Origin of the sequence: Sporocytophaga sp., assembly GCF_017745095.1 — a bacterium.
GTDB lineage: Bacteria > Bacteroidota > Bacteroidia > Cytophagales > Cytophagaceae > Sporocytophaga.
Genome location: NZ_JAGHZZ010000001.1, coordinates 573656 through 598902, shown reverse-complemented (window position 1 = coordinate 598902; position 25247 = coordinate 573656). Strand labels below are relative to the sequence as shown.

General features: G+C 36.8%; 18 protein-coding genes. 7 read left to right on the top strand and 11 right to left on the bottom strand.

Features of this window, described 5'->3' with window-relative positions:
- Nucleotides 1–94: 94 nt before the first annotated feature.
- Nucleotides 95–3421 (bottom strand): endo-1,4-beta-xylanase, encoded by a 3327-nt coding sequence (locus tag J7604_RS02505; protein WP_293890526.1) that lies wholly within the window; start codon nucleotides 3419–3421, stop codon nucleotides 95–97.
- A gap of 589 nt (nucleotides 3422–4010) precedes the next feature.
- On the opposite strand from J7604_RS02505, the gene J7604_RS02500 reads away from it, so the two are divergent.
- Complete coding sequence (locus tag J7604_RS02500; protein WP_293890524.1) at nucleotides 4011–4247, top strand: hypothetical protein; 237 nt, start codon at nucleotides 4011–4013, stop codon at nucleotides 4245–4247.
- 35 nt (nucleotides 4248–4282) lie between these two features.
- On the opposite strand, the gene J7604_RS02495 is transcribed toward J7604_RS02500, so the two are convergent.
- From J7604_RS02495 to J7604_RS02485, 3 genes are read right to left on the bottom strand one after another with little or no spacing between them, the layout of a single operon-like run.
- On the bottom strand, nucleotides 4283–5914 hold the full coding sequence (locus J7604_RS02495; protein WP_293890522.1) for a leucine-rich repeat domain-containing protein: 1632 nt from the start codon (nucleotides 5912–5914) through the stop codon (nucleotides 4283–4285).
- Complete coding sequence (locus J7604_RS02490; RefSeq protein WP_293890520.1) at nucleotides 5914–7074, bottom strand: gliding motility-associated C-terminal domain-containing protein; 1161 nt, start codon at nucleotides 7072–7074, stop codon at nucleotides 5914–5916. Before J7604_RS02490 ends, J7604_RS02495 begins: the two co-directional genes overlap by 1 nt.
- Nucleotides 7071–7646, bottom strand: a complete 576-nt coding sequence (locus J7604_RS02485) for a sigma-70 family RNA polymerase sigma factor (protein WP_293890518.1) — start codon at nucleotides 7644–7646, stop codon at nucleotides 7071–7073. Before J7604_RS02485 ends, J7604_RS02490 begins: the two co-directional genes overlap by 4 nt.
- 245 nt (nucleotides 7647–7891) lie before the next feature.
- On the opposite strand from J7604_RS02485, the gene J7604_RS02480 reads away from it, so the two are divergent.
- From J7604_RS02480 to J7604_RS02470, 3 genes are all read left to right on the top strand, one after another.
- A complete protein-coding gene (locus tag J7604_RS02480; RefSeq protein WP_293890516.1) occupies nucleotides 7892–8776 on the top strand; it encodes a type IX secretion system membrane protein PorP/SprF in 885 nt (294 codons plus the stop codon).
- A gap of 513 nt (nucleotides 8777–9289) precedes the next feature.
- Nucleotides 9290–9835, top strand: coding sequence for a hypothetical protein (locus J7604_RS02475; RefSeq protein WP_293890514.1), 546 nt, complete (start codon nucleotides 9290–9292; stop codon nucleotides 9833–9835).
- A 203-nt stretch (nucleotides 9836–10038) separates the two neighbouring features.
- Nucleotides 10039–10263, top strand: a complete 225-nt coding sequence (locus J7604_RS02470) for a hypothetical protein (protein WP_293890512.1) — start codon at nucleotides 10039–10041, stop codon at nucleotides 10261–10263.
- 176 nt (nucleotides 10264–10439) lie between these two features.
- Here the strand turns inward: J7604_RS02470 and J7604_RS02465 are convergent, their stop codons facing one another.
- Together J7604_RS02465 and J7604_RS02460 are read right to left on the bottom strand one after the other, a co-directional pair.
- The gene (locus tag J7604_RS02465) at nucleotides 10440–11606 is read right to left on the bottom strand and encodes an NAD(P)/FAD-dependent oxidoreductase (RefSeq protein ID WP_293890510.1); all 1167 of its coding nucleotides are present in this window, start codon (nucleotides 11604–11606) and stop codon (nucleotides 10440–10442) included.
- A 40-nt stretch (nucleotides 11607–11646) separates the two neighbouring features.
- Nucleotides 11647–12243: a TetR/AcrR family transcriptional regulator gene (locus tag J7604_RS02460; protein WP_293890508.1), complete on the bottom strand. Its 597-nt coding sequence runs from the start codon at nucleotides 12241–12243 to the stop codon at nucleotides 11647–11649.
- 514 nt (nucleotides 12244–12757) lie between these two features.
- Here J7604_RS02460 and J7604_RS02455 point away from each other — a divergent pair.
- The gene (locus J7604_RS02455) at nucleotides 12758–14971 is read left to right on the top strand and encodes a T9SS type A sorting domain-containing protein (protein WP_293890506.1); all 2214 of its coding nucleotides are present in this window, start codon (nucleotides 12758–12760) and stop codon (nucleotides 14969–14971) included.
- A gap of 47 nt (nucleotides 14972–15018) precedes the next feature.
- Here the strand turns inward: J7604_RS02455 and J7604_RS02450 are convergent, their stop codons facing one another.
- A complete protein-coding gene (locus J7604_RS02450; RefSeq protein WP_293890504.1) occupies nucleotides 15019–18813 on the bottom strand; it encodes a PAS domain S-box protein in 3795 nt (1264 codons plus the stop codon).
- 272 nt (nucleotides 18814–19085) lie between these two features.
- On the opposite strand from J7604_RS02450, the gene J7604_RS02445 reads away from it, so the two are divergent.
- Entirely contained in the window at nucleotides 19086–19937 is an 852-nt protein-coding gene (locus tag J7604_RS02445) for an AraC family transcriptional regulator (RefSeq protein WP_293890502.1), read from the top strand.
- Between the two features lie 96 nt (nucleotides 19938–20033).
- Nucleotides 20034–21053: an aldo/keto reductase gene (locus tag J7604_RS02440; protein WP_293890500.1), complete on the top strand. Its 1020-nt coding sequence runs from the start codon at nucleotides 20034–20036 to the stop codon at nucleotides 21051–21053.
- A 204-nt stretch (nucleotides 21054–21257) separates the two neighbouring features.
- Here J7604_RS02440 and J7604_RS02435 read toward each other — a convergent pair whose 3' ends face one another.
- From J7604_RS02435 to J7604_RS02420, 4 genes are all read right to left on the bottom strand, one after another.
- Nucleotides 21258–21521 carry a hypothetical protein gene (locus tag J7604_RS02435; protein WP_293890498.1) on the bottom strand — a complete coding sequence of 88 codons (264 nt, stop codon included), beginning with the start codon at nucleotides 21519–21521 and terminating at the stop codon, nucleotides 21258–21260.
- A gap of 5 nt (nucleotides 21522–21526) precedes the next feature.
- A complete protein-coding gene (locus J7604_RS02430) occupies nucleotides 21527–22375 on the bottom strand; it encodes a DUF2092 domain-containing protein (RefSeq protein WP_293890496.1) in 849 nt (282 codons plus the stop codon).
- Between the two features lie 197 nt (nucleotides 22376–22572).
- Nucleotides 22573–22965, bottom strand: a complete 393-nt coding sequence (locus tag J7604_RS02425; RefSeq protein WP_293890494.1) for a hypothetical protein — start codon at nucleotides 22963–22965, stop codon at nucleotides 22573–22575.
- A 248-nt stretch (nucleotides 22966–23213) separates the two neighbouring features.
- Nucleotides 23214–24878, bottom strand: a complete 1665-nt coding sequence (locus J7604_RS02420; protein ID WP_293890492.1) for an arylsulfatase — start codon at nucleotides 24876–24878, stop codon at nucleotides 23214–23216.
- Between the last annotated feature and the right edge of the window lie 369 nt (nucleotides 24879–25247).

Sequence of the window (25247 nt, the reverse complement as noted above, 5' to 3'; positions counted from 1 at the left end):
CACTTCAATCCAAAAAAACAAAATAAAAAAAAGGGATCATTCGAAAACTCTGAATGACCCCTCAAAAAACAACAACTTAAAAAACAACTATTTATTATTGAATCTTCACAAGTTTAGAAACTTCTATACTTCCGGAAACATATTCTATCGTCATAAGATATGTTCCACCTTTCAGGTCAAGCCCAATATTGCTTGTCTGATCTGCAGGTATTTCATTCAATACTTCTACTTCTGCACCATAGATATTTGTAATCCTTAACTGCTTTATGGCCGTATTTGAAGTAATTTTAAATGACTCACTTGTTGGATTCGGAACGATTCCGGTAAAGACCTTATATCCACCTGAAGTCATCCCTGTAGTAACACTTACAATCAGAGACACAGTACTTGAAGTAGTTACTCCTCCATTGCTATCAGTCACTTTCACCAAAACCTCATGATTTCCTAGGCTTGCATTCTTGTATTCAAATACATATGGTGAAGACGAAGATGAACCAACCAGTTTACCATCCAGATAATACTCTACCTTGGTAATCGTACCATCCGGATCCTCTGCAGTTACATCGTAGGTGATGGCACCGCCAATGATATTTTCATTGGATACAGGAGCATTAATAGTGATTACTGAAGGTTGATTAGGGTTGACTGTAACAACAGTTGAGGCAGAAGTCGCTTTGCATCCTGCATCATTATATACTTCTACAGAGTAACTTCCGGATGTGGTAGTGGCATAGGAAGCATTTGTTCCCACTTGAGTGCTACCTTTAAACCATTTGTAACTTAAGCCCGTACCGACATTGGCATTCAGCACTACACTATTCCCCTCTACTACTGTTGTTGAGCCTGTAGCTGATATTGCTGCGGGAGGCAATGCATTTACCGTCACTGCGATAAGAGACCTGGAGCTTTCACATCCATTAACAGTTTGAGAAACATAATGATTGGTCGTTCCCGCTGCACCGGTGACAGGGATAGGAGCAGTCCCAACTCCAGTCCCATTCGAAGATCCGGTATACCACTTTAAAGCTGTTCCATTTGCCGCGAGTGCTGTCGCACTTGCATTCTGGCAATATAATACTGGTGATGTTACACCTGGTAATTGAGGTTTTGCATTTACCTTAACCTCAATAGCATCTGATACTACTGACTGTCCGCTTGCTGTAACTGTGACTGAATAGCTTCCTGATTGTGTAGCTGTATAAGAAGCAGAAGTTGCAGTATTAATTACAGAATTATCCCTTTTCCACTGGTAGGTATAGCCTGTTCCAGTATTTGCATTTAACACCACAGAAGATCCTTCACAAACAGTAGTACTTCCGGCAGTTGTAATTTCTGCTGCCAATTGAAAATTACCTTCGCTTACCTCAACCTTATCGATTACAATACAAGTTGAATTTATACCAACGTAAAATTTCAACTTTGCAATGGCATCAGTGGCAGTAGCATTGAATTCATATGTGAACAGCTGAGCTGTTGTAGTAAGGTCAACCGATTTGCTGAAATAAGTAGTATAAGGATCTGCGTCCTGTTGAATGCTTACAGTCATAGTCCTTGCGGCATCAGCTTTAGCCATAAAGTTCACCTTATAGTTTTTCCCTTCAATTATTGGCGTTGCTTGTCTTACCTGAACATGCCATTCTTCAGTACCGGGAGTAGCTGGGCATATTTTCAAAGAGTTAGTTCCTGACATATTTCCATTAGTAATAACAGTCATTGTTCCACTAGCGCTGCTGTTATTCTGAATTTCCCAACCGCTTGTACTTTGGTCGAACTCTCCATTGGTAATAAGCTGAGTTCTTGGATTCCCAACTGTTATTGATATTTCAGTAGAAGTAACTTTATTTCCGGAATTGTCGGTAGCTATTGCAGTAAGCTTATAGTTCCCTTCCACAACATTGCTCCAGTCAAAGGAGTAAGGGCTTGTCGCATCTTCTCCCAATTTGATTGTACCATTATAAAACTCGACTTTCGTAATGTTTCCGTCTTTATCACTCGCTGTTGCTGTAAGGGCAATATTTGCCCCAACTTTAAAAGTAGTATTATTAGCAGGACCTGTTAGTTCCACTTTTGGCAATTCACCGTTGCTGGTGCATGCCCCTGTTGCACAAGATGGATATCCCACACTTGTTTTGCCTGACACATATCCCTTCAGCCACGTAAATGCCGGTTTTTCGGTCCCAGAGCTGCTCATAAGACCAGTTCCGGTTTTCCAGGTTGCACCTGTAATATATCCCCAAATCGTTATGCCCGCTACTGCAGGATGTTCCCAGTATACAGGAAAGTGAGTCTTATAACTTGACTCTTGTTGAGTATTATTACTTTCTGATTCAACCCCACCATTTAAGTCTAACTCCGTGACAAAAACCGGCACACCACCAGTAGCCATCAAATCTACTGCAGATTTTAACTGAGATGCACTTGTCTGATCGACATTGAAGCAATGCGCCTGGGTTCCGAAGCCGTCTATCAAACCTCTATCACGAAGAGCTTTAACCAACCCTAACATATTATTGATTGCAGTGGTATTGTTTTCAAGACCATAATCGTTCAAAATCAGCTTTGTATTTGGAAACAACGCACGAGCCTGAGTAAATACCCATATCTGCCAGTCGTAGCCTGTAGTTCCTTTACCACCGAGTAAACTTTCAAAGATCGGATTGTCTGCCTGGTGACCTGACAATTGCTCATTAATTACATCCACCTGATCCGCTAAAGGGAATCTTTGCGCAACTGCTGTCATGTATTCAAGCGCTTCTGCTCTGGCATCTGCGGAATTTAAATTTTTAAACCAAGAAGGATATTGACTTGCCCACATCAATGCATGGTAACGAAACATCATATTATTATTCTTAGCATGGTTGTAGCAAACATCCGCACCATTCCAGTTAAACTGATCGCGGGTCCCTTCTACAGGTCCCCATTTGCAGTTGTTCTCTGCAGTTACACCGTTCCAGTATGTGTTGTAATTAACTTGTGGTGCACCTGGAATAATATTCGCAAGATATTTGCCCTTGCAGGCACTCATTCCTCTTTGTGTAACATTCGCAGTCCCTACAGTAATTACAACACCTACAGAAGTAAATGTAACACCTTTGCTGTTTGTAGCTTTTGCCTTAATTGTATAAGTACCTGCAGGAACGCAGCCCCAGACATATTTATAAGTATAATTGGTATGAGTAGTAGCTTGTCCTAAGAGAGTTGTACCATTGTAAAATTCAACCTTTGTTATTGTACCATTATTAGCCGATTTACCAATATCTGTAGAATAAACGTGGATCTCAACATCTGTACCTGCCTTAAAATAAGCATTACTATGAGGCATTGTGATGGAACATGATGGTGGATAATTTAATGTTTGCCCCTGAAGAAACGTAAAGATCCCCAGCAGGAAGATAAGAATAAGTAAACCTTTTTCTTTCATATAATATTTATTTCAAGTAGAGTATTGAATACAGCATTAGTAATTCCATCTGCGACAATAAATTATGTCGATAACTATAAATTGGATTAAATTAAAAATCCGGAATCAATTTTATGGAACAGCTTTATCTACACAGCAATCAAAATAAAGTAAACTGGAAAGGGTTTTATTTTATCTGTCTATTATCTTCTCACGCTTAATTGCAAATGAACTCAGCATGTACATTATACTTTTAAAAGAGGATGATCTAAATGTAAGAATAATCGGACTTTGAAAGTCAGCTGTATATTGTTAAAAAAATCATAAGCTTCATCAGCATTGAATACGAATGAAATATTTACCATACTAAAACTACAGACTAAAAAGCAACCTTTCTGTTAAAGAAATCAGAGACAGAATTCGATCCAAAACCGAATCTCCCAAATTATTCCGCTCTATATAGAGCCCGGCTCCAATCAAACCTTATGAAGGGGAAATTGATCGCACATCTTTTGGCATAAGAAGAATTATAAGTTATCCTAACCCATTCAGACCAATAATATCCGGAACTATTGAAAAAGGTACTGAACACTCTTCTATACACATTAAAATGAGAATGGATATATTCGTCTGTTTATTCATGATTGTTTGGCTTAGTGGAGTTTCCGCTATTGCTGCAGCTATGATAAATATACAAATATCCAGAGGCTCGTTTGAACCTGGGAGTTTAATTATTCTACCGTTTTATGTTTTTGGATATGGACTTTCAATGGGTGCTTTTAAAGAGGAAAGTATAAAATCAAAAAAATTCTTTGCTGAATTATTTGAAGGAAAGGAAACAAATTAAAGATTTAAATACCCTGAGCACCTCAATCAAATATATTAACGCACAACCGTAATATTGGTGAGCTTCTTATTATCTATAGTGATAACATAGTAGCCTGTAGTTACAATCTCACCTCCTGAACCCGTCCCATCCCAAGTTGCCGGAGCAAGTAATTCACGAATGATATTTCCATTCATATCAAGTATTCTCGCAACTCCTGGCTTATCGATAAAATATGAACTTTGTTGTCCTCCTTCAAGTGGAGATATCACAGGATCGCAATCAGATGCTTTGTATATGGTAAGCTGGGTATCAAGTAATATCCGGCAACCCTTCTGATCTTTCAAACGAAGCATGTAATTGCCAGCGGGAATATTTGTAAACACGCCAGAAGCACTGTGAATCGTATCACTTGTCCCTGCTATATTCAAAGTGTATGTAATAGGAGGCTGAGAGCCTTCTGTAGATACCTCAACTTTAAAACCTGTACCTTCTTTACAGTCCTGACTCAAAATTTTATATCCATATGAATTTATGTCCATGCAAGAATTGTCAACATTAATTCTCCAAACTCTGTGCTGAAGTGTCAATGATGGCAACGCAGGGTTAGTAATTTCCGCTCTATATTCTCCCGCATCCGAAGGTTTAGCTTTACTAATATTCAATCCAGACAAAGTCTCAGAACCTATCAAAGTATTATTCTTATACCATGCATATTGATTTCCACTTAAACCTGCATCTTCATCCACAGCAAAATTTACTGGCTCAAGATATCTAACTGTCTTTTCAACCCTTTCACCAATGGAATCCTGAGGGGCATATGCAAAATTTGAAAATCCAGGCAATTGAGTTAATGGTAAGAGATCTTCAAATGTCAATTTATTATTATTAACAGCTAGTTTTCTTAAAGAAGGTTTATTAGATAAGTCTGGAAGAGTTGTCAGCAAATTGTAATCCGCATATAATTCTTCAAGAGTTGTAATCTTGTTTAAGTTTGAAAGATCTTCAATCTCATTCCCCCAGCAATAAATAACTTTCAAACCTTTTATCTTTTCTGCACCATTAAGGTATTTAAGTCCATTACGATCACAATGCAATTCTGTAAGCTTGGTATTCTTTGACAAATCAGGAAGACTATCCAACTTGTTTACACCTAACTGAAGGTTTTCAAGAGCTGTAAGGTACTGCAACCCTGACATACCTGAAATCTGATTACCTGACAGAAATAATTTCTGGAGCTTGGTAAATCCAGGCAGTTCAGGAAAAGATATGAGATTATTATAATATAATTGAATCTGCAAAAGGTTTGTATTGCCTATAACAAAATTAGCATTCGTCAGCTGATTAAAGTTCAGGTAGATATATTCCAGATTGGTGATGGGTGAAAGATTTGGGACTGTCTTAATCTTATTATTTGAAGCATCGATCTTAAATACAGATCTAAAATTTTCAATACCTGTAAGATCAGATATATTGGCATTGGTAATGATCAGATCAAAGAAGAAACTATTTGCAGCAGAAATATTCAGTTTGTCTCCTGTCATTACAGAAGGATATCTAGACATTAGAACATTTCGGAAATTGGTATCAGGCAGAATAAAAGTCTGACAATAGGCTTTATTCTCTGAAAATATCAGAGCCAAAGTTATGCCTATTAGCTTTATTAGATTTTTAAAAATTCTGCTCATTATCTGATCACTGTTATCTGACCGTTCTCCCTTTTACCATTGGTATATTCTACCACATAAACATAAAAGCCCGTTTCTACCATGGAACCGGCATTGCTAATACCGGACCATTCATAGACACCTGACAATAAGGATGATTTAAATATCATTTGTCCGGCCTGGTTATATATGCTAAGATAATAACTATTCCTGTCATTCCCACTAAATGCCCATGTCTCTCCCTGAGCAGGCGAGAACGAAACACCTACAGGCTGACAGCTTTTTTCTGCCAGCTTAATGTTCCATTTACCCAGACAGCCATTAACATCCGTAATTTTGAGTGTGTAATTACCTGAATATAAACGATCCAGATCTGAAGGATCAACTTTCTGATTTCCAGAATAAAGATCAATTCTATAAGGTTCTTCTCCTCCCTGGATTAGACTTTCATCAATTTCGATCTTTCCGTCATTTCTTGCCTGACACGCATCTGATGTTGTCCATCTTGCTTTAATAACTGCTTTTGCACAAGGGTCTGCATTTATTTCCGGCTTATCAGTTATAGTTGAAACAGGTTCCTTAACTGCTTTGTTAGTCTCATTGATAGTAGCAGATTGACCAGGGGATACAACAGTATCCGCAGCAACTTTATTTTTACTTATTGCCTGGGCATTATCCTGAATTTCAACAGTTTTATCCCCCTTTATATTTTCTAAAGGCTTCTTGCTATTGTTATTACTAGTTGCCGATTGTTCATTTTCAAATGCATTACTACCGTTCTCTGCCTCAGTTACCTTCGTAGAAGGAATATTATCAGGATGGATCAATTCCTGCTTATCATTTTTTGACAATCCGGAAGTCCCTTTATCATTGTCTTTAAGAAGAAAATATCCTCCGACAACTGATAACAAACCAGCAATCAATATGACACTAATGGTTCTATTAAAACCTTTATTGCCTGTGCCTTTATCAATATTTGCAATATCTGCAGACATCTGGTTGCGAAGCTCGTGATATGCATTTACAGATATCAGTTCATTTACTTCACCCTGAAAAGCAACATCTTCCGCAAGACTGGAATCATGAGAAAGATTTTTGGTAAAATCTTCAAGCTCTTCTCCGGCAAGCTCTCCACGCAGATAGCGATCTATCAAATGATATTTTTCCTGTTCCGTGCTCAATTTCTAAGAAGATTTTCCAGTAACTTATTTCCTTTAATCAAATTTATAAGCGATTGCTTGCATCGATAATGACTGGCCTTTGCAACCTGTTCATTATTATATCCCAGCTTTTCACTTATCTCTTTCATAGACAGTCCTTCATGATTGTAATAATGAAGGAGTTCTCTGCATTTTTCATTTAACTGACCGAACAATTTACTTACAGCTGCAGATCGTTCTTTTGTAATGAGATCAGAGAGAGAATCTTTCCCTGACTCTGCGACTTCAAAGATAGTCATATCTTCGTAGTTTGAAATCCGTTTCTCATCCCGCAACTTATTCAGCCAAAGGTTTTTTGCTACTGTATAAACAAACGCATCAATCGCATGTCTTTCATCAAACTTACCTTTTCTGACCTGATTAAACAAGATAATCACTGCATCCTGAAATATATCACTTGCCTGATCCATATTTCCTCCATGAGTAAGAATATAATGTCTTACTTTCCGTAAGGTAGTTTCATACAAATAGGATAACACCTGACTGTTTTTGCCAGACTTTATACTTGCTAATATTTCTGGGTCCTTGTTCAAGATTCGATTGGTATTACACTGTCAAAAGAGAAAAGTAAACTTTACTTTGCTGCTTTTTTTCCAGACGACTAACTCTGATTTTAAGTTACACGTTATCAACGGAAAAATGGAAAAGTGTATTTCCTGGTCAAACTTAAAATTTTGGAAGAGGCGAAATAAATTGATTTATTTTCCTTTATTTTAGGAGTTTTTCGGGACTAAATATTAAATAAAAATTCTCCCTTCCTCTTTAAATAAGGTAAAAAATGCAAACTTCAAGACTCGTTAGTCTGCTTCTGATTTTGCTTTCTTTATTGCCCGGACAGGCTAAATCCCAGTCCGCGGGAGGATCATTTCTGACATTTGATCAGTTCTTTCAAAACTATGCAATGTTCAATCCTGCCAGTGAAGACACTTCCGGAAAGTTTAATCTAAGAATAGGGAATAGCGCACTTTACGGATTATTTGAAGGGGTAAACAGAAGATATCTTGATCTTGATTTTAAACCGGGAAACAGAAAATCGCTTTCGTACAGTAAAATCGGCGCCCTTATACAGACCAATAATGATGGGCCATTCATAAAGAGAAGTAGATATTACGCAAGATATTCAAGAACGATAGCAATCGGGAGAGAACAATATGTTTCACTTGGTCTTGCACTTGGAGCTGTATCTCTTACACTCAACGGATCGCAGTCTGTTGGAGGTGGTACATCCACCGCTTTTGACGGTTATGCTGGCATGTGGTACCATTGGAGAAAATTAAAACTAGGAGCTTCAGTAGAGCAATTCACTCAATCTGTCTTAACCCCAATACAACAGAACTTTAAGCTATCACCTGTGCTAAATTTCAATGGTATATACAGTTTTGATCTAAGTCCACAAATATCAATGTATAACCACCTTTATTTCCGTAAAGAGTCCGGAAACCCTGGATCATTAGAATATGCCCCTGTATTATTGATGGCAGAAGTGATTGAAGCAGGAGCCAATTTCAAATTCAAACGTGGTATTGCAATCCTGCTCGGTATTAATGCTCATACTTTAGACTATGGCACCATCAGTTTTATGGGATCTTTCCTGATAGGCACTAGACAACTTTCAACTTCAGCTGATAATAAATTTGAAATTACCGCAAGGTATTCCTATTAACAGGCCATTTGTCTTGAAATTCAATTCTAGTGCTCCATTTTTTAGAAATAAGCTCAATTAGCCCTCCTCAAACTTGAAATCGAAAAAAAATTTAAAATAAATGAAAAAAAATTTACCCTTAAAAATTCAGGCCTTTTATAAATAAGCCACCTACCATATCAGGGTTTTTCCTGATACAATTATCCGTTTTTCAAAAAACACCATTCTTTTTGAGCACTCTCCTCAAAAATACAACCAATCCAACAGTTCATTTCTACCGCTCACCAAAATGGCAATTTTCAACACTAAAAAATATGTCTTTAGAATAAAATCAAGAGATAAAACATTCACACATGGTCATTTTTGCAGGTTATTTTAGAAAACTTGTATACAATTTTTAAGGAAAGCTCCTTTAATTTCAAGCCATCCAGAGAATTTCAAAACTTTTAAGCATTTTAAAATCAATAACTTATTGCTCAATTTTACGGTATTAGAACTGATTACTCTTATTAATAAAGATAAAATCTGAATCTTATGAGAACGAATAACACAGATATAAAAAAGACAATTGGCACTTACTGTCAGTATTTAGCCCTTGTTGCGTTCACATTATTCTCTATATATTTTTCATTTTCATATTACCGCTTATACCATATGGATTCTCAGGAATTGAATGAGTTGACCGGTAAAGTGGAAGCAATCCGAATGAAGGAAGCTAAAGGCAAACAAGGAAAGCCTGAAGTATGGATTACAATGGCAGAAACTGGACAATTCAGAGTAGCTTATGGAAACAACAAAACCATGAAAGAAGTAAGCAGCCTGATTAAAAAAGATGATGCAATTACGATCTATCTAAAAAAAGCACAAAATGCATTTATAGATTTAGGTAATGATAACGATGTACTTCAACTTGTAAAAAATGGTGTCATTATCTATTCATTAGACATTCCTCAGAAAAACTTTCAGAAATACTTCCTGTTTTCAGCCATTATGAGCATACTGCTTCCAATAGGTTGCTTGTTTTACTGGGCAAAATCAAGGAGTAACATGATGGCTACTTTTCATAATCCCACTCTGTAAATGCAGGCATAAGATTAGAGAAAAAGACAAAAAACTAAAGTCCTTCATTCTTTTGAATTGAAGGACTTTAGTTTTTTATATTAAAAAGTTCTATTAAATTTATTAGAAACTCATACAATTAATACCGTCATAAACGACAATGATAAATTTAAAAGATTTTCAAAAAGGGGCTTTGCATTAGGTATTCACCTAATGTAAACTCAATGAAAAGAAAGAAACAAATTGAAAATGCTTTTGGATTGACTGATGACTGGGAGCAAATTGATTTTCCACCAAAGGTTTCAAACGTTCAGATCTCCAGAATAATATACGGAAAAAAGGAATGCTCATTCTGTTTTCCTCATGGCTGGGAAACTTCAAATTCTACAATTAGTAACAGACAAAGAAACTGGAAGAAATTCAGACATCATCAATGGAAAGGTAAATAAACTATATAATAAAAGCATTCATTTCAAACACAAAAGCTTCCAATCAATCGGAAGCTTTTGTGTTTGAATACAGGCATTCAAAACTTATATTTCCATTGCCCTCTGCAATTTTTATAACTCAATATAATCATCCCGATTTCACTATCCCCCACTCAATTCAATCCATCCTGAATAAATTACATCTGATTAAATAATTCCAACATATTAGAAACAGCATTTGGAGAATGTAAAGAATCTGCCTGATCCAGCGTCATCTGAGCCACATCTTTAAAGCGCACAAGCATTTGACTTTCATAAGCTGCTATGGCACTATGTATGTTGGGTAATTGTGGATTCAAAAGACAGTTGCATAATTCCACAGCATCAAGCATCGCCATGTTTACGCCCTCTCCTGCATAAGGAGGCATTAAATGAGCTGCATCACCAAGCATTGTAAGGTTAGTGAGTGGAGTCCAGCTTTGATCTAAAGGCATGCAATATTGAGGCCTTGGTATAAAATGCGGTTCCGCCTTTTCAAATAACTCCAGCCATTTGGAATCCCATCCTATAAACTCTTTTATAAACCAATCTTTAACCTGATCAATATTATTAAAATCAATCTTGCTATCCTTATACCAACTCTCATTAGTCTTACATCCCGTATAAAAAGTTATGCTACCATCACCTTTTGAACTAACTATTAAGCTCTTTTCATCTCCAAAAGCAAATACCTTTCCTCCTTTGACAAGTTTATAAATTTCCGGAGCTTCCGTTTCTGCATTATAAACCGCACCTTCCACTATAGTTACACCAGAATAAAATGGTTTTAAAGGTGTAATGAAAGGTCTGATTTTTGAATTTGCTCCATCAGCAGCAACAACTATATCAGCCAAGGCTGTCGTGCCATTCTGAAACTCAAGCTTCCAAGAACCTTCCACTTCAGCCATAGTTTTAAAATGGCTATTCCAAACAACGGTATCTGATTTCAGTGACGCCAATAGAACTTTCCTCAAAGGTCCACGATCTATCTCTGGTCTGAAATATTCATCCCCAAAAGCTTCATCCTGTCCTTGCTCGTCGTGCTGATCATAAAGGATTGCTGCATGCTTATCAGTAATCCTTATTTTGTCAGCGCCAGGTCTATAGTTAGCTTTAAAAGCATCCATGAGACCTGCCTCTCTTATCGCTCTTAAACCAGACTCTTCATGCAAGTCAAGTGTTGCGCCTTGTACACGTGCATCTTTATTAAGATCACGTTCATAAACCTTAACATCCGCACCATTCATCTGCAGAAGTCTTGCTAATGTTAATCCACCAGGACCACCGCCAATGATGGCAATTCTTTTATTCCTAATTTTCTCCATGGGTTGTTCTTTTCTAAGTGAATGACTTAAAACTTATTACTTATAACTTAATACCTTTAATAATTGCTTCACAACACTCTAAAATCACTTTCTCTGTTATGATCTGTTTAGGTCGATCTTTATATTCAAAATACTCATTGATTAGATCCAGAAGTGGCGAGAAAATAAGCGCTCTATGTACTTCGTTGGGAAAATTCTTAATTATACGAGCTTTAGCATTTTGCTTCAGAAACCGATGAACCGGAGCAAAGAACTGCCCCTCCTTTATATTTCTTTCTTTAAATGCCTTATTGAGTAAGGGAGATGACTTCCCGTATTGCATTAACACATAAGCTTGCCTGTTACTCTTAAAATACCTAAATGTATTCAACCACATCTTTCTCACACCAGTCTCAAAATCCATGGCTTCATCAAATCCTTCCAACACAGCTTTTTCATAAGTACCTAAAACTTCATCAATGAAAAGTTTAATTAAAAGATCTTCTTTATTTTCATATTTGATATATATAGTGCGTGGAGAGATATTAGCTTCTTTTGCTAATTTTTGCATACTTAGATTTTCCAGGCCTTCTTCTGCAATTATTTTCAGCGCTATTGCCCGTATGGCCTCCTCTTTTTCAAGATCTTTTGGTCTCATTGTTTAACAAATTTAAATTCAGAGGCAATATAAGTAATTTTAAGTAAGTAAACGTTTGTTTACTTAAAAAAGTTTTAATTGAAAATAAATAATAACAAAAAAAGGTTTGCCGGACAGCAAACCTTTAATATCGAATTATTACCCTGGAAGACTCAAATATCAAATGCAACTCTCTTACTATTATCACTTTTATCATTGAAATAAGAAAAGTTAAATGCCTTGATTATAGCTGATAAATCAAGTGTTTTGCCCCTAACATTTTCAATTGTCAGCATTGCCATTTAGGCTAGAAAGACTAAATAACCCATTACCAAAGTTTCTTAATACTAGGAGAGACATGAAATAATAAGGTTATTTCACCATCCATATCTCATAATTAAGACACATAACTTGACAGAAAGAACATCTCCCCTTAACAAAAAAACAACCATAATACAATCTAAAAATCAATAGTTTAAAAATTTCATTTCTTAACATTACTTCAATTATAACCTGAAACAAACAATCAAACTATATGAAAAAAACGCTTACGCTTTTACTTTTGCTTGTTCAGTTTTATACAACGACACAAGCGAAAAATAAATCTGTTGATGTCGGCCCCGATCAGATAATCTACGAGGGCCAGATAGCACATCTATTAGGGAAAGTCACAAAAGGTAGAACTTTCATTTGGGAAACGGATGGCACAGGCCAATTCACCAAGCCTAGCTCACTGAAAACTGACTACATTCCCAGTGCCGAAGACATTAAGAAAGGGAGAGTAAAAATTACCCTTAAACATCACATATACGGTCATATTCAGGACTATATGTATATTAAGATACGTAAATGCAATAAGGTAAACATCAGGCCTTCATCCGATATTATTTGCGGAAATGATGAGTTCTATAATCTTACAGCCTATGCCAAAGGAAGTAACTATGAAATTCAATGGACTACCACTGGATACGGCATATTTAATGAAGAAAATTCGTTAAATGCCTCTTATAAAATTTCATCTAGGGACACTGAATTAGGTTTTGCATCACTCAAAGTTACTTTATCTGACACAACAGGAAACTGTCCATCTGTTACTGACTCCTTGACACTAAAATTGAATAAACCAGCACGAATAAATTTACCTGATAATGACATGTTCGCATGCGGGAATGAGCCTATCTATATAGACGGAAACATTAGTGGTTCTGCAACTACTGTATTCTGGAAAACCTCCGGAACAGGTCTTTTCTCCACAAACCTTGGTAGTTATACCTATTATGCTCCCTCATCAAATGATATTGCCAACGGACTTGTAACAATCTATGGCACCACGAATGATCCTGCGGGCCCTTGTACCTCCGATTCAGATCAGGTGATCATCAGATTCCAAAAACCATTTGTAAATGCCGGGCCAGATATAGTAGAGTGCGGTTATGAATGGGGAGGAGAATTGTACTTAAATGCAACGCCCAATTCCGGAAATCCTGACATATACTGGACTACTAATGGTACCGGAGGATTTGATGATCCGAATTCTATGACTCCCATATATTATTACACTGATACAGATGTAAACCTTGCTATTATTGAACTATATGCAACTATTAACGGAAGTGGGTGTCAATCATACACAGACACAATACAGGTACAGCTTCAGGCGGCACCAAAATTGGAATTTCCCGAACCGAATGTCTATCAATGGGGTGAAGAGGCAGTAAGTGCAACAGTATATTTATATGGCTATGCATCATCTGGAATATGGACTACCAGTGGTTCCGGAACATTTACTGATCCTTATTCAACCTATTCAGCATATTTTCCAAGCCTGGAAGATAAACTAAACGGATGCGTGGAGCTTTATTTCACTACCAATGATCCCGATGGTCCATGTGGGCCAATCAGTGGATCTATGAGTGCATGCTTCAGCCCTCCCTGCCCCACAGTAAGTGTAGGAAGCGACATAGTTGAATGCGGCTATTCATCAGGCGGAGCAATATTTGTAGAAGCAAATGCTTCTATGTATGAATATATCGAATGGTCTACCGGTGGATCGGGATATTTTATGGATCCATATGCAAGCAACACTTATTACTACTACGATGCCAATGATGTAAATAATGCAGGAGTTAGCTTGGGAGTCACTGCTTACAACTGGAACGGTTGCTCTAGTTCTGCCGCTTTGTCGGTTAGCTTGCAAGCGGCACCTGATCTAGTATTCCCTGAGACAAGTATTTATGGATGTTCAAATTCGCCAGTAAATGCTAATGTCTATTTGTATGGATACGCTTCAAGCGGAACATGGTCATCAACAGGGTCAGGCACATTTGCTGATCCGAACTCAACTTATACGGCTTACTATCCAGGTGTTCAAGATGCGAACAATTGTGTTGATTTAATCTTTGTTACTAATGATCCTGATGGGCCATGTGGAGCTACCAGTGGCTCAATGAGCGCATGTTTTTATGATTGCACAGAAGATAACCAGACAAGAGCTTCATCATCATACTCTAATGAAGGTGAAGCCATCTCTATCTCTCCCAATCCTACAAATGACCTAATAGAAATAAAATCTAATCAAGAAATAAATGTAACAGAGACGTACGTTACAGATATCGTGGGTAACAAAATAAAGCTAGAATGGATAAACGAAAAAACCATAAATGTTTCTGAATTTCCTTCCGGATATTATCTTCTAAACGTTAATACAACCGATGGCAACCACAATGTAAAAAAATTCAGGAAACTGTAACCGATAACCTCCATAACATGAAAAAACAAATTAAGTCAGTAGAAATTTTACTGGCTTAATTTCTTTAAATAGACTTTAAAGCTGGAACCTTTTCCAAGTTTGCTTTCCACCTCTATTTTACCTCCAGCATTATCAACAATTCTCTTTACTATATAAAGGCCGATTCCTGTACCCTCGACATGGTCATGGAATCGTTTGAACATGGAAAACATTTTAGCTCTATTTTCTTCAGAAATACCCAAACCATTATCAGTAAATGTTACCAAAACAAAACCATCACTTTTAGTTGTTGAAATTTCAATTATTGATTTCCGTTTTGGATCAGCATATTTAATGCCATTAGAAATAAAATTATAAAAAACACTTCTCAGATTTTTTCTGGAGAATTTAATTTCTTCCACATCTAATGAAGTTTTTATTTCAGCTTCATTCTTCTCTATCTGATCTTTAATACCAAGTTTAACCTCTTCAATAATTTCAGAGAATTTAATTACTTCCTGATCATCTGCAGAGCTGCCTTTCTGGACTTTGATAATTTCTGTAAGATCTCTGATAGTACTTTTAAATGTTGCGAATGATGCATCAATCATTGATTTTATCGCTGTTAAATCATCACTTAATTCTATCTCACTTAAGAATGCCGTAAAAAGTCCTTCGAGGTTTATTACAGGAGCTTTTAAATCATGAGAGGCTGTGTATATGAAGTTGTCAAGGTCATTATTTATTTTAATAAGCTCAATATTGCTTTCAGCAAGTGCTGCTTCAGCTTTCTTCTGATTATCAATATCCGTATTTGTGCCTATCCATCTGATAATTTTGTCTTCATCATTTTTGACGGGATAAGCACGAGATAAAAACCAACGATATTCACCACTTTTACTTCTCAAAGGATAGGTTAACTCCCAAGGCTGATCCTCCTTCAAAGCCTCCCTAATAAATTGAACAACTCTGTTGATATGATCTGGGTGGTGCACTTTTTTCCATCCCCAACCTTCCATTTCATCAAAAGTAGTACCTGTATAATTATACCACCTCTCATTATACCAGTATGTCCAACCTTTAGGATCGGTGATCCATGCAAGGTTTTGAATATTATTAGCAAATGTGCGAAAGTGTTCTTCGCTCTGAAGAAGTACTCTTTCATGTCGTTTGCGTTCTGTCACATCACTTGCAGCACCAAACCACTCGAGAATCTCTCCCTTATTATTAATAATAGGAATTGCTCGTGAAAAGGTCCATCCAATAGAACCATCAGATCTCACGACATGATGTTCCAATTGAAAAACTCTTTTCTCCTTCACTGCATTTTCTATTTCTTCAAGAACCATTTTCTGATGATCAACAGGTATGTATTTTTCCAACCAGTCATGAATTGGCACCCCTGTATCAATGAGGAAATTTCTGCCATCCAAATAGATCATTGTTTCCCAATTGGCGCTCATACGGTAAATAACTTCCGACGAAGCCATCACAAGTGCTTTCAAATGCTCCTCACTTTCTCTTAATGCATCCTCTACTCTCTTTCTTTCAGTGATATCAACCACGACACCAGTAAATCTCCAAGGCTGTCCCTCATCATCAAATAAACATTCGCCGCGTCCAATAACCCAATTAACTTTTCCATCCTGTTGTATAATCCTGTACTCCAAGAAAAATTTTTCCCCTGTTTTTAATGTATGATTCATCTCTCTTCTCAGCTTTCCAATATCATCAGGATGAATACATTTCAAATATTCTTCCATAGGTCTTCCCTTTTCAGCATTTCCAGAATCTACAGAGAACAAAGAATTAAATTTTTTATCTGCATAAATCAAATTGGGCTGGATATGCCAGTCATATGTTCCGACTAATTCAGAAGCTGTCATTGCAAAACTGAGGCGTTCTTCACTTTGCATTCTTTTTAATATATCTAAATGCCACTCAATGACAATGCCCGCGGTACGTGAAAGCAGGTCTGCCATTTCCTTATCATGAATATCAGGACTATTTATTTCTGAATAATAAAGCACAAAAACCCCAAGAAGACTACCTTTTGATGACCAGATTGGAGTAGACCAGCATGCTCTAAGTTTATTTGACAATGCTATATCCTTGAAATCATTCCATAAAGGATCTTTTCCAATATCGTCAATCATCACGTCCTTTCCCGAAATTGCAGTTGCTCCAAAAGGACTGCCAGCATTTACAGGAATCCTGTCAATAACATCAGTATAACTTTTCGAAATACTAGGAGCAGCGGCATGTATCAGATATTTGCCATCACTTTCAAGAAGAAGTATAGATGCAAATAGTTTATTAGAAGATTGCTCCTCCGCTGTCAAAGCAATAATTTCAAGAACAACTTCACGGGACTCACCATTAACGGCCTTTTCAAGTGCAAGCTTTTGTCCCTGTAGAATTGATTGCATTCTTTTTCTATCAGTGATATCTTCGATTACAGCTACAAAATTCAAAGGATGATCCTGTTGATCTTTCAATATGGCTATGCTGGCCTGAGCCCATACAACTGTCTTATCCTTTCTTATGTACCTTTTCTCAAATACATACGATGACAACTCTCCATCCTTTAAACTATTCATTAAATCATAGCTTTTCTTTCTGTCTTTCGGGTGGGTTATATCAGCGACAGAAAGTGATATCAGTTCCTCTTCACTGTAACCAAATATCTTTGTTGCAGATTTATTTGCCTTCAAAAAAGACCCCTTCAAATCCGTAATTATCACAGCAACTGCAGCCCCTTCGAACGTAGTCCTGAAAAGTTCTTCACTCTTAAAATAAATGTTTTTTATGCGATCTACTTCTTCTAAAGTATTTAAACATTTTAGTTCTGCCTGTTGCGCCCTAATACTTGTAAGAAGTAATTCAAGTTTACCAGCAACCAACTCTAAGTAATTGCGGTAATTAATATCAAAATTCAATCTGGGATTGATTCCTGATATGAAAAAGCCTGATAGGTATTCTTTTCCATATTTGAAAATAGGCATTATCACAACCTTATCAATGAGCTGATTTAAGCTGTCATAAGTGGACCAGTAATTGTTGGCGAAATCATCTATGATTAAGCTTTTATTATTCTCCATTATCTTGGCAAGGGGCAGCTGTTTATCCATGGAAGGACTTTTCAGACTGATGAGTAAAGGGGCGGCAGAATGAGGAAGTTTTCTTGACTTTCCCAGAAGACTAGCAAACTCTTCTTTCTCATCAATCAAATATATAAGGGCAAAAGGAATATCAATTTCATTCTTCTCAATAATGCCAAAGATTTCCTTACTGACTTTCTCTATAGTCATGGCTTGAGCGTTAACTCCGGCAATATTTTTCAAAGTTAGAATACGCCTATCATCCAATACCCTTTTACTTTCTTCAAAACATGTACAAAAAACTCCTCTAATATTGCCATCAGTATCATGTGCAGGACTGCAGGAGAAGGTCCAATAGGTCTCTTCATTATTACCATCCCTTTTGAGAGGCAACATCAGGTTTTCAGTATAAAAAGATTTCCCTTCACTTAAAATCTCTTCCATTAATGATACCTGTTGAGGCCAGATATCCTTCCAAATCAAAGAGCCATCAGCTCCTAATACTTCCGGATGTTTATCTCCCAATGCAGGAATAAAAGGGTCATTGTAAATCAGGTAAAGGTCCTTTGACCACCAAATAGCCATCGGGAGAGCAGAATGTAAAATAAGTTTTGTCAGGGTCTTTAAACTTTGGGGCCATTTTTCCGGGTCACCTAACGGATGGCTGTTCCATCTATACTCACGCATTAATTCCCCCATTAATCCTCCCTCGCTAAGGAAGTCTTGCTGATTGACACTATTTACTCTTCCTTTATTTCTCATTCCGGTTAATATTGTAGCCTTACATTTCTGGCCGAACCTCAAGCCACTCAGTTTCAATTAAAAGTACAGTTCCTTAACCAGCTATTATATTATTTGTTAAAGCGTATTTATTATCCTGTTAAAAAACAAAAATCCTTTGTTCATAAAAAAACTGAAAACATCCTCCCGGTCTAACCTACCTAAGTCTTGGAGAAAATTAAAGCAGCCATATCAGCGGAGCCTATTTTAAAATTCTTTGATTCTATTAAATTTGAAAAAGAAAACATTGCCGCATGCAAAAATCAGCTTTAGACTTGTCTCAAATTAAACGTGCACAGTTTAATGTCCAGAGATATTCAGCTTCTGGTCAGAAAATATTACCTTACAGCCGCAGGGACTACTATAAAATATGGATTATATCAGGTGAAGGTCACCTCCATTATGCAAATAAAACTATCCATATTGACAGACCAGCAATAGTATTTTCCAACCCTCTTGTTCCTTATTCCTTTGAAAGCGCAGGCCCTTGGGGAACAGGATATATGTGCATTTTTACTGATGAGTTTTTCAAAAATGGAAGTCGACAGGATATCTTACAATTACCTCCTTTTAAAGTGGGACAAAATACCGTCTTCTTTCCTACCGAATCACAACTACCTCATATTCATGAACTGTATGAAAAGATGCTGGAAGAAATAAACTCGGAATACCAGCACAAATATGACATACTTAGGAACTATGTGAGTTTATTGATCTATGAAGTACTTAAGATGGAACCGGTTACTTCAAGCATTACACAACATGACGCCACTACTCGCATTGCAGGATTATTTATGGATTTGTTGGGAAGACAATTCCCTATTGATACTCCTGAGAGAATTCTAAAATTAAGAAAACCTGCTGATTATGCATTTCATTTATCGATACATGTAAACCATCTTAATCATGCCATCAATGCTGTAACGGGCAAATCCACAACAACTCATATAACAGAGCGTATCATTAATGAAGCTGAAGCTTTGTTACTAAACACAGACTGGAGTGTTGCTGACATTGCCTATTGCCTTGGATTTGCTTATCCCACCTATTTTAATAATTTCTTTAAGAAAAACGCAGGAAGAACTCCCCTTTCTCTAAGGAAATAATTCTTTGATTTTTATAATTTTTACTTTGATTCTCGTTAGGCACCTTTTGCGAATGCCTCTACATTTGCAATATAAATTTTAAACCTAGCTAAAATCATGAAGTACAATCTATTAGGCAATACAGGGCTTAAGGTATCTGAATTGTGCTTAGGCACTATGACATTTGGTGGTAAAGGATTCTGGACAGCGATAGGCTCTCTCGAACAAGAAGCTGTTGACCAACTTATCGGTCGCTCTGTTGATGCGGGTATCAATTTTATTGACACTGCCAATGTATACTCTGAGGGCTTATCAGAAACAATGACAGGAAAGGCAATTCGTAATCTTGGCCTTAACCGTGATGATCTTATTATTGCTACCAAAGTAAGAGGTAAGATGAGTGATAAACCAAATGATGTCGGACTGAGCAGAAAGCATATCATTCAACAAGCTGAAAATAGTCTGAAGCGACTGAATATAGATTATATAGACCTTTATCAGATTCACGGTTATGACGCCTTAACTCCTTTCGAAGAAATTATCGACACGTTGGATACTCTGGTAAAAAGTGGAAAGGTTCGATACATTGGCTGTAGCAATCTCGCAGCATGGCATATAATGAAAGCTTCTGCATATTCCAACTACCACAGACTTGCTAAATTCATTTCATTACAGGCCTATTACACAATTGCAGGAAGAGATCTTGAACGTGAAGTTATACCCGTATTGAAAGATCAGCAAATGGGTCTTATGGTATGGAGCCCATTAGCGGGAGGATTACTTAGTGGCAAGTACACAAGAAATGGAGAAAACTCAGAAGGAGGAAGAAGAGTAAACTTTGACTTTCCACCTGTAAATAAAGACCGTGCGTTTGATGTCGTAGACACATTAAGCACAATGGCAAAAGAAAAAGAAACATCTGTAGCGCGACTTGCACTAGCATGGCTACTTCATCAGCCCGCGGTAAGCAGCGTAATTATTGGTGCAAATAAACCCGAACAACTGGATGACAACCTGAAAGCAATTGAAGTAAAATTCACAGCAGAAGAACTTCAAAAGCTTGATGAAGTTAGCAAGCTTCCACTTGAATATCCAGGGTGGATGATTGAAAGACAAGGCGTGGACAGGAAAATCTAATAAACTATAATTTCAATCATCAAAATGAATACTAAAGCCAGAAGTCTCTTCTGGCTTATTTTTTTGAAGGTCTTACTAAAAAGATTCTCACTAGAGAGAGCTCCTACAACGCTCAATAACTCAGAATGTAAGATTCTAAAGAAAGTCTAGCCAAAACAAACATTCTCATACTTTCATTTTTATGAAGGGCTCTTGAATTTATATTTAATAAGGTTCATATACAACCTTAGTCCCATCATAATAAGGCTCATAACGAGTTCCATTGCAATCAGCACCTGCAACACAACCAGGAGGAAGTGTTGTCACCGTTCCTGCGTTGTATCTTCTATTCACCCTTCTTGATGTTCTCCTTGATGTCCTCCTTGCAACACGTCTGCTTGTCCCGAACTGTGCATAGACTTCATCTGCTACTAATGAGGCAACAAAGAATAACATAATTGCCAAACAATATTTTCTTATAACTGACATATGATTTATCGGTTAGATTTAGCTTCTTCAGAAATATTATTTTTAATAAAATTTATTTTTGTAGCCCCCTTAGGAGCTTTAAAAGTAAAGAAATCACTATTTAATTGGGGACTAGTATTCCATTCATTTATTTCAATGCTATAATCCGGGGACTGCTCTATTTTTTTGGAGGTAATAACATACTTTCTCGGAAGGGGTGTTGGACTATCTTCAACCCATATCTGCCAGTCTGTTTCATTTCCTTTAAATGCAAGGTGATGACATTCTTTACCACCTGCCAGGCCTTTTCCAACGTAAATTCCTGAAATAACATCCTCCATTAACCCTTCATGAAGATTAGTATAGAACAAATCCGCTCCAGGTGTTTCAATGTTAAGAGCGTCACGACCAAAATCTATGGCTTTATCTATATTGTCAGGTGCATCTGCCTGAGCATAGTATTTCAGCTTTTTACCAAATACAGTAATCTGCTTGCCATCATAAAAATACTCCATATCTGCTACATCACCCTTGCGCTCTACTTTTATCTTATTCGGTCTTTTAACATATGTGGAACTAACATTACTCATTTGAATCTTCTGATCTGTAGAGTCATCAATGAATTCAAAATAGCCATTAGACTTGCACGAAAATTCATGGAGATTATTCATGTAATCACTCATTGATTTTAAAATCCTTTCTGCATCTTTATTGACTGCACCTTTTGAAGGAGATTTCTTTTCACTTTTATGTATTACCGGGCGATTAGGCTCTCGCACATAAGCCATTAATCCTCCGACACTGATTGCTGACAGGACCAAAAACAGCAAAGTCCATTTCACCTTATTGGATACACTTTTTGGGTTAAAAACCATAAAGATTTATTTTTTTAAAGCTTCTCAAATTGATTTGCCTGACAAAAAGAAGATTACAAAATCACGGAGTGCTCTCCCTTGTCATAAAATAAACTGGCCATAATTATGATTTGTTTTGCAGGATAATAGCAGTTATAATTTCCCTTAGAACCATTAATAACAAAAAGAATTACAAAGCAGGAGATGTAAAAAAATATCTACTTTTGTTTGGGCTGTTGTAATAATATCTTTTTATCCCTAAGGGTAGGATTGATTTCTAAATTTTTCAAAATATTTACAGCTTTTCCATGTCCCATTTCCTTTGCCTGCTTAATTAAACTTAAAGCTTGGTCATATGAATCCGTCTCTGTCAGAAGCTTTACACCATAATCAAAAATACTTTCCTTTGTAACCGGATGATAAGTCACTATGCCTGTTCTTATATCAACAGCATAATAATCCTCAGCAACCTTTTTCCTCTTATATGACTGAATAGGATTAACATGATAAACTAAAACCGTATTATTATCCTGCCAAGTAACTCTTTCAAATGCTTTGAAAAAATAATTACCGATTAAAAAAGAATTTATATTTCCATTACCATCAGTCACATCTAAAAAAACTTTCCTCTCAGCCCTTCTTTTCTGGAACTTTGTATTCCAAACATTACATCTTTTAAATATTTAGCCATGTCAGATACGATTTTCCTAAATGTTTCAAAATAAAAATTTAAAGAGCTTATCTTACAATTTTCAATTTAGTGAAAAATAAAGAACTAGTTTAGCCAACCTATTCTATCCATTCTACAAAAAAAAAGCCTTCAATTATGAAGGCTTTCGTTATATATTTAGCAATACATCTATCCCTTTTTCTCCTTAGGCTTCTCAGATTTTGTCTGACCTTTAGGTTGTTTTTCACTTTCACGCTGAGTAAAAGCTTTCGACTTTTTTTGATCTTCCTGTTGAACTGGCTTAGCCTCTTCAGTAAACCTTACCTCATTAGCAGCAGCCATCTTCTCCAATGCCTGATCTATTGTAAAGCTTGCAGCCTTCTGCCTTGGCGGAAACTCCTTAAATGTATTTGCAAATTCCAGAGCTATCGATTGAGCAGCATATATCAGATATGCATGGTGAATGAACCAGTCATAGTAAGTATTTGACGTAATGTCTGCACGTTCAAAAGGGTCTGTACGCAAGTTATACAGCTTTGGCAATCTCAACGGGACAAACGGTTCACCCCAAATCTTCATTGTTCCCTGAGCTCTCTGTTCCATAAAGACCATCTTCCAGTTATCATAACGTAAAGCCACAAGATTACCATCATCATCAAAATAGATAAATCCTTTACGAGGACTTCTTTCTACCTCTCCTGTCAGATAAGGAAGAAGATTATATCCATCTATGTGAACTTTAAATTTTTTATCTCCAGCAGTATGACCTTTCTTCAACTTTTCTACAATATCTGGTTCTCCAGCCATAGCAAGGAAAGTTGGCAGCCAGTCATGATGCTGAACAATTTCATTGGAAACAGTTCCTGCCTTTATTTTCCCAGGCCATCTTACAAGCTGAGGCACACGGAATGCACCTTCCCAGTTTGTATCCTTTTCACTTCTGAAAGGAGTCATGGCACCATCTGGCCAGGTATTCATGTGAGGTCCGTTATCTGTACTGTATACAACTACAGTATCCTCAGTAATACCCAACTCATCCAGATAATCCAGAAGTTGTCCCACATTCTTATCATGATCGATCATTGTATCATGGTATCTGGACTGCCATCTACCTGCTTGACCAACACTCTCTGGCTTGGTATGAGTATACAAATGCATATGGGTTGTATTTACCCACACAAAAAAAGGAGTATCAGCATCTGTCTGCTTCTTAATAAATTTCTTTGCAGCGTCTACGAATTCATCATCACAGGTTTCCATTCTCTTTGTATTAAGCGGACCTGTGTCTTCGATCTTTTGTTTGCCGACTCTACCCCATCTTGGTTGTTCTGTCGGATCATCGACATCAGTAGCCCACGAATGAATTACTCCACGAGGACCAAACTGCTTTCTGAAATTTGGAAAATCTTCTTCCGGAGGATAATCATCCATTTCAGGTTCTTCTTCAGCATTTAAGTGATAAAGGTTTCCAAAGAATTCATCGAAACCGTGAACAGTCGGAAGATATTTATTTAAGTCTCCCAGGTGGTTCTTACCGAACTGACCTGTTGCATATCCAAGAGGTTTAAGCAATTCTGCAATGGTAGGATCTTCTTTCTGAAGACCAATAGAAGAAGCCGGAACCCCTACTTTCGTTAACCCTGTACGATATCCGCTTTGCCCTGTAATAAAGGATGCCCGGCCTGCCGTACAACTCTGCTCCCCATAAGAGTCTGTAAACTTTAAACCTTCGTCTGCCAATCTATCTATATTTGGCGTACGGTATCCCATCAATCCATCTGAATAACAGCTTAGGTTAGTAATACCGATATCATCTCCCCAGATGACTAATATATTGGGCTTTTTATTTGCCATAGTATCTCTTTTATCAATCCTAACAACCACTCACAACTATGAGCTTACTATAAGTTTAAACCCAGACAAATTTAGCATTGTTAAATACCAAAGGGAACACTCCCTATTGTTTCTTAGCCTATTAATTATTCATAGTCTTTGTTTCAAAAATCGCCGTTCTATATTTTTTTGCCCATTTCATGTAATGGCAATTTCTCTTTCAAATGATATAATATTTTAAGGAAAACATTTTTACACCAAAAAATAATTAAATCATGATTCAACAATCAACTTAAAGGAAAAATCAAAAAATAAATATAACTAATTGTATATAAACGAAATAAAACCAAAAAAGAATAAAAAAATAATTTTGCATTATTTTTTACAAAG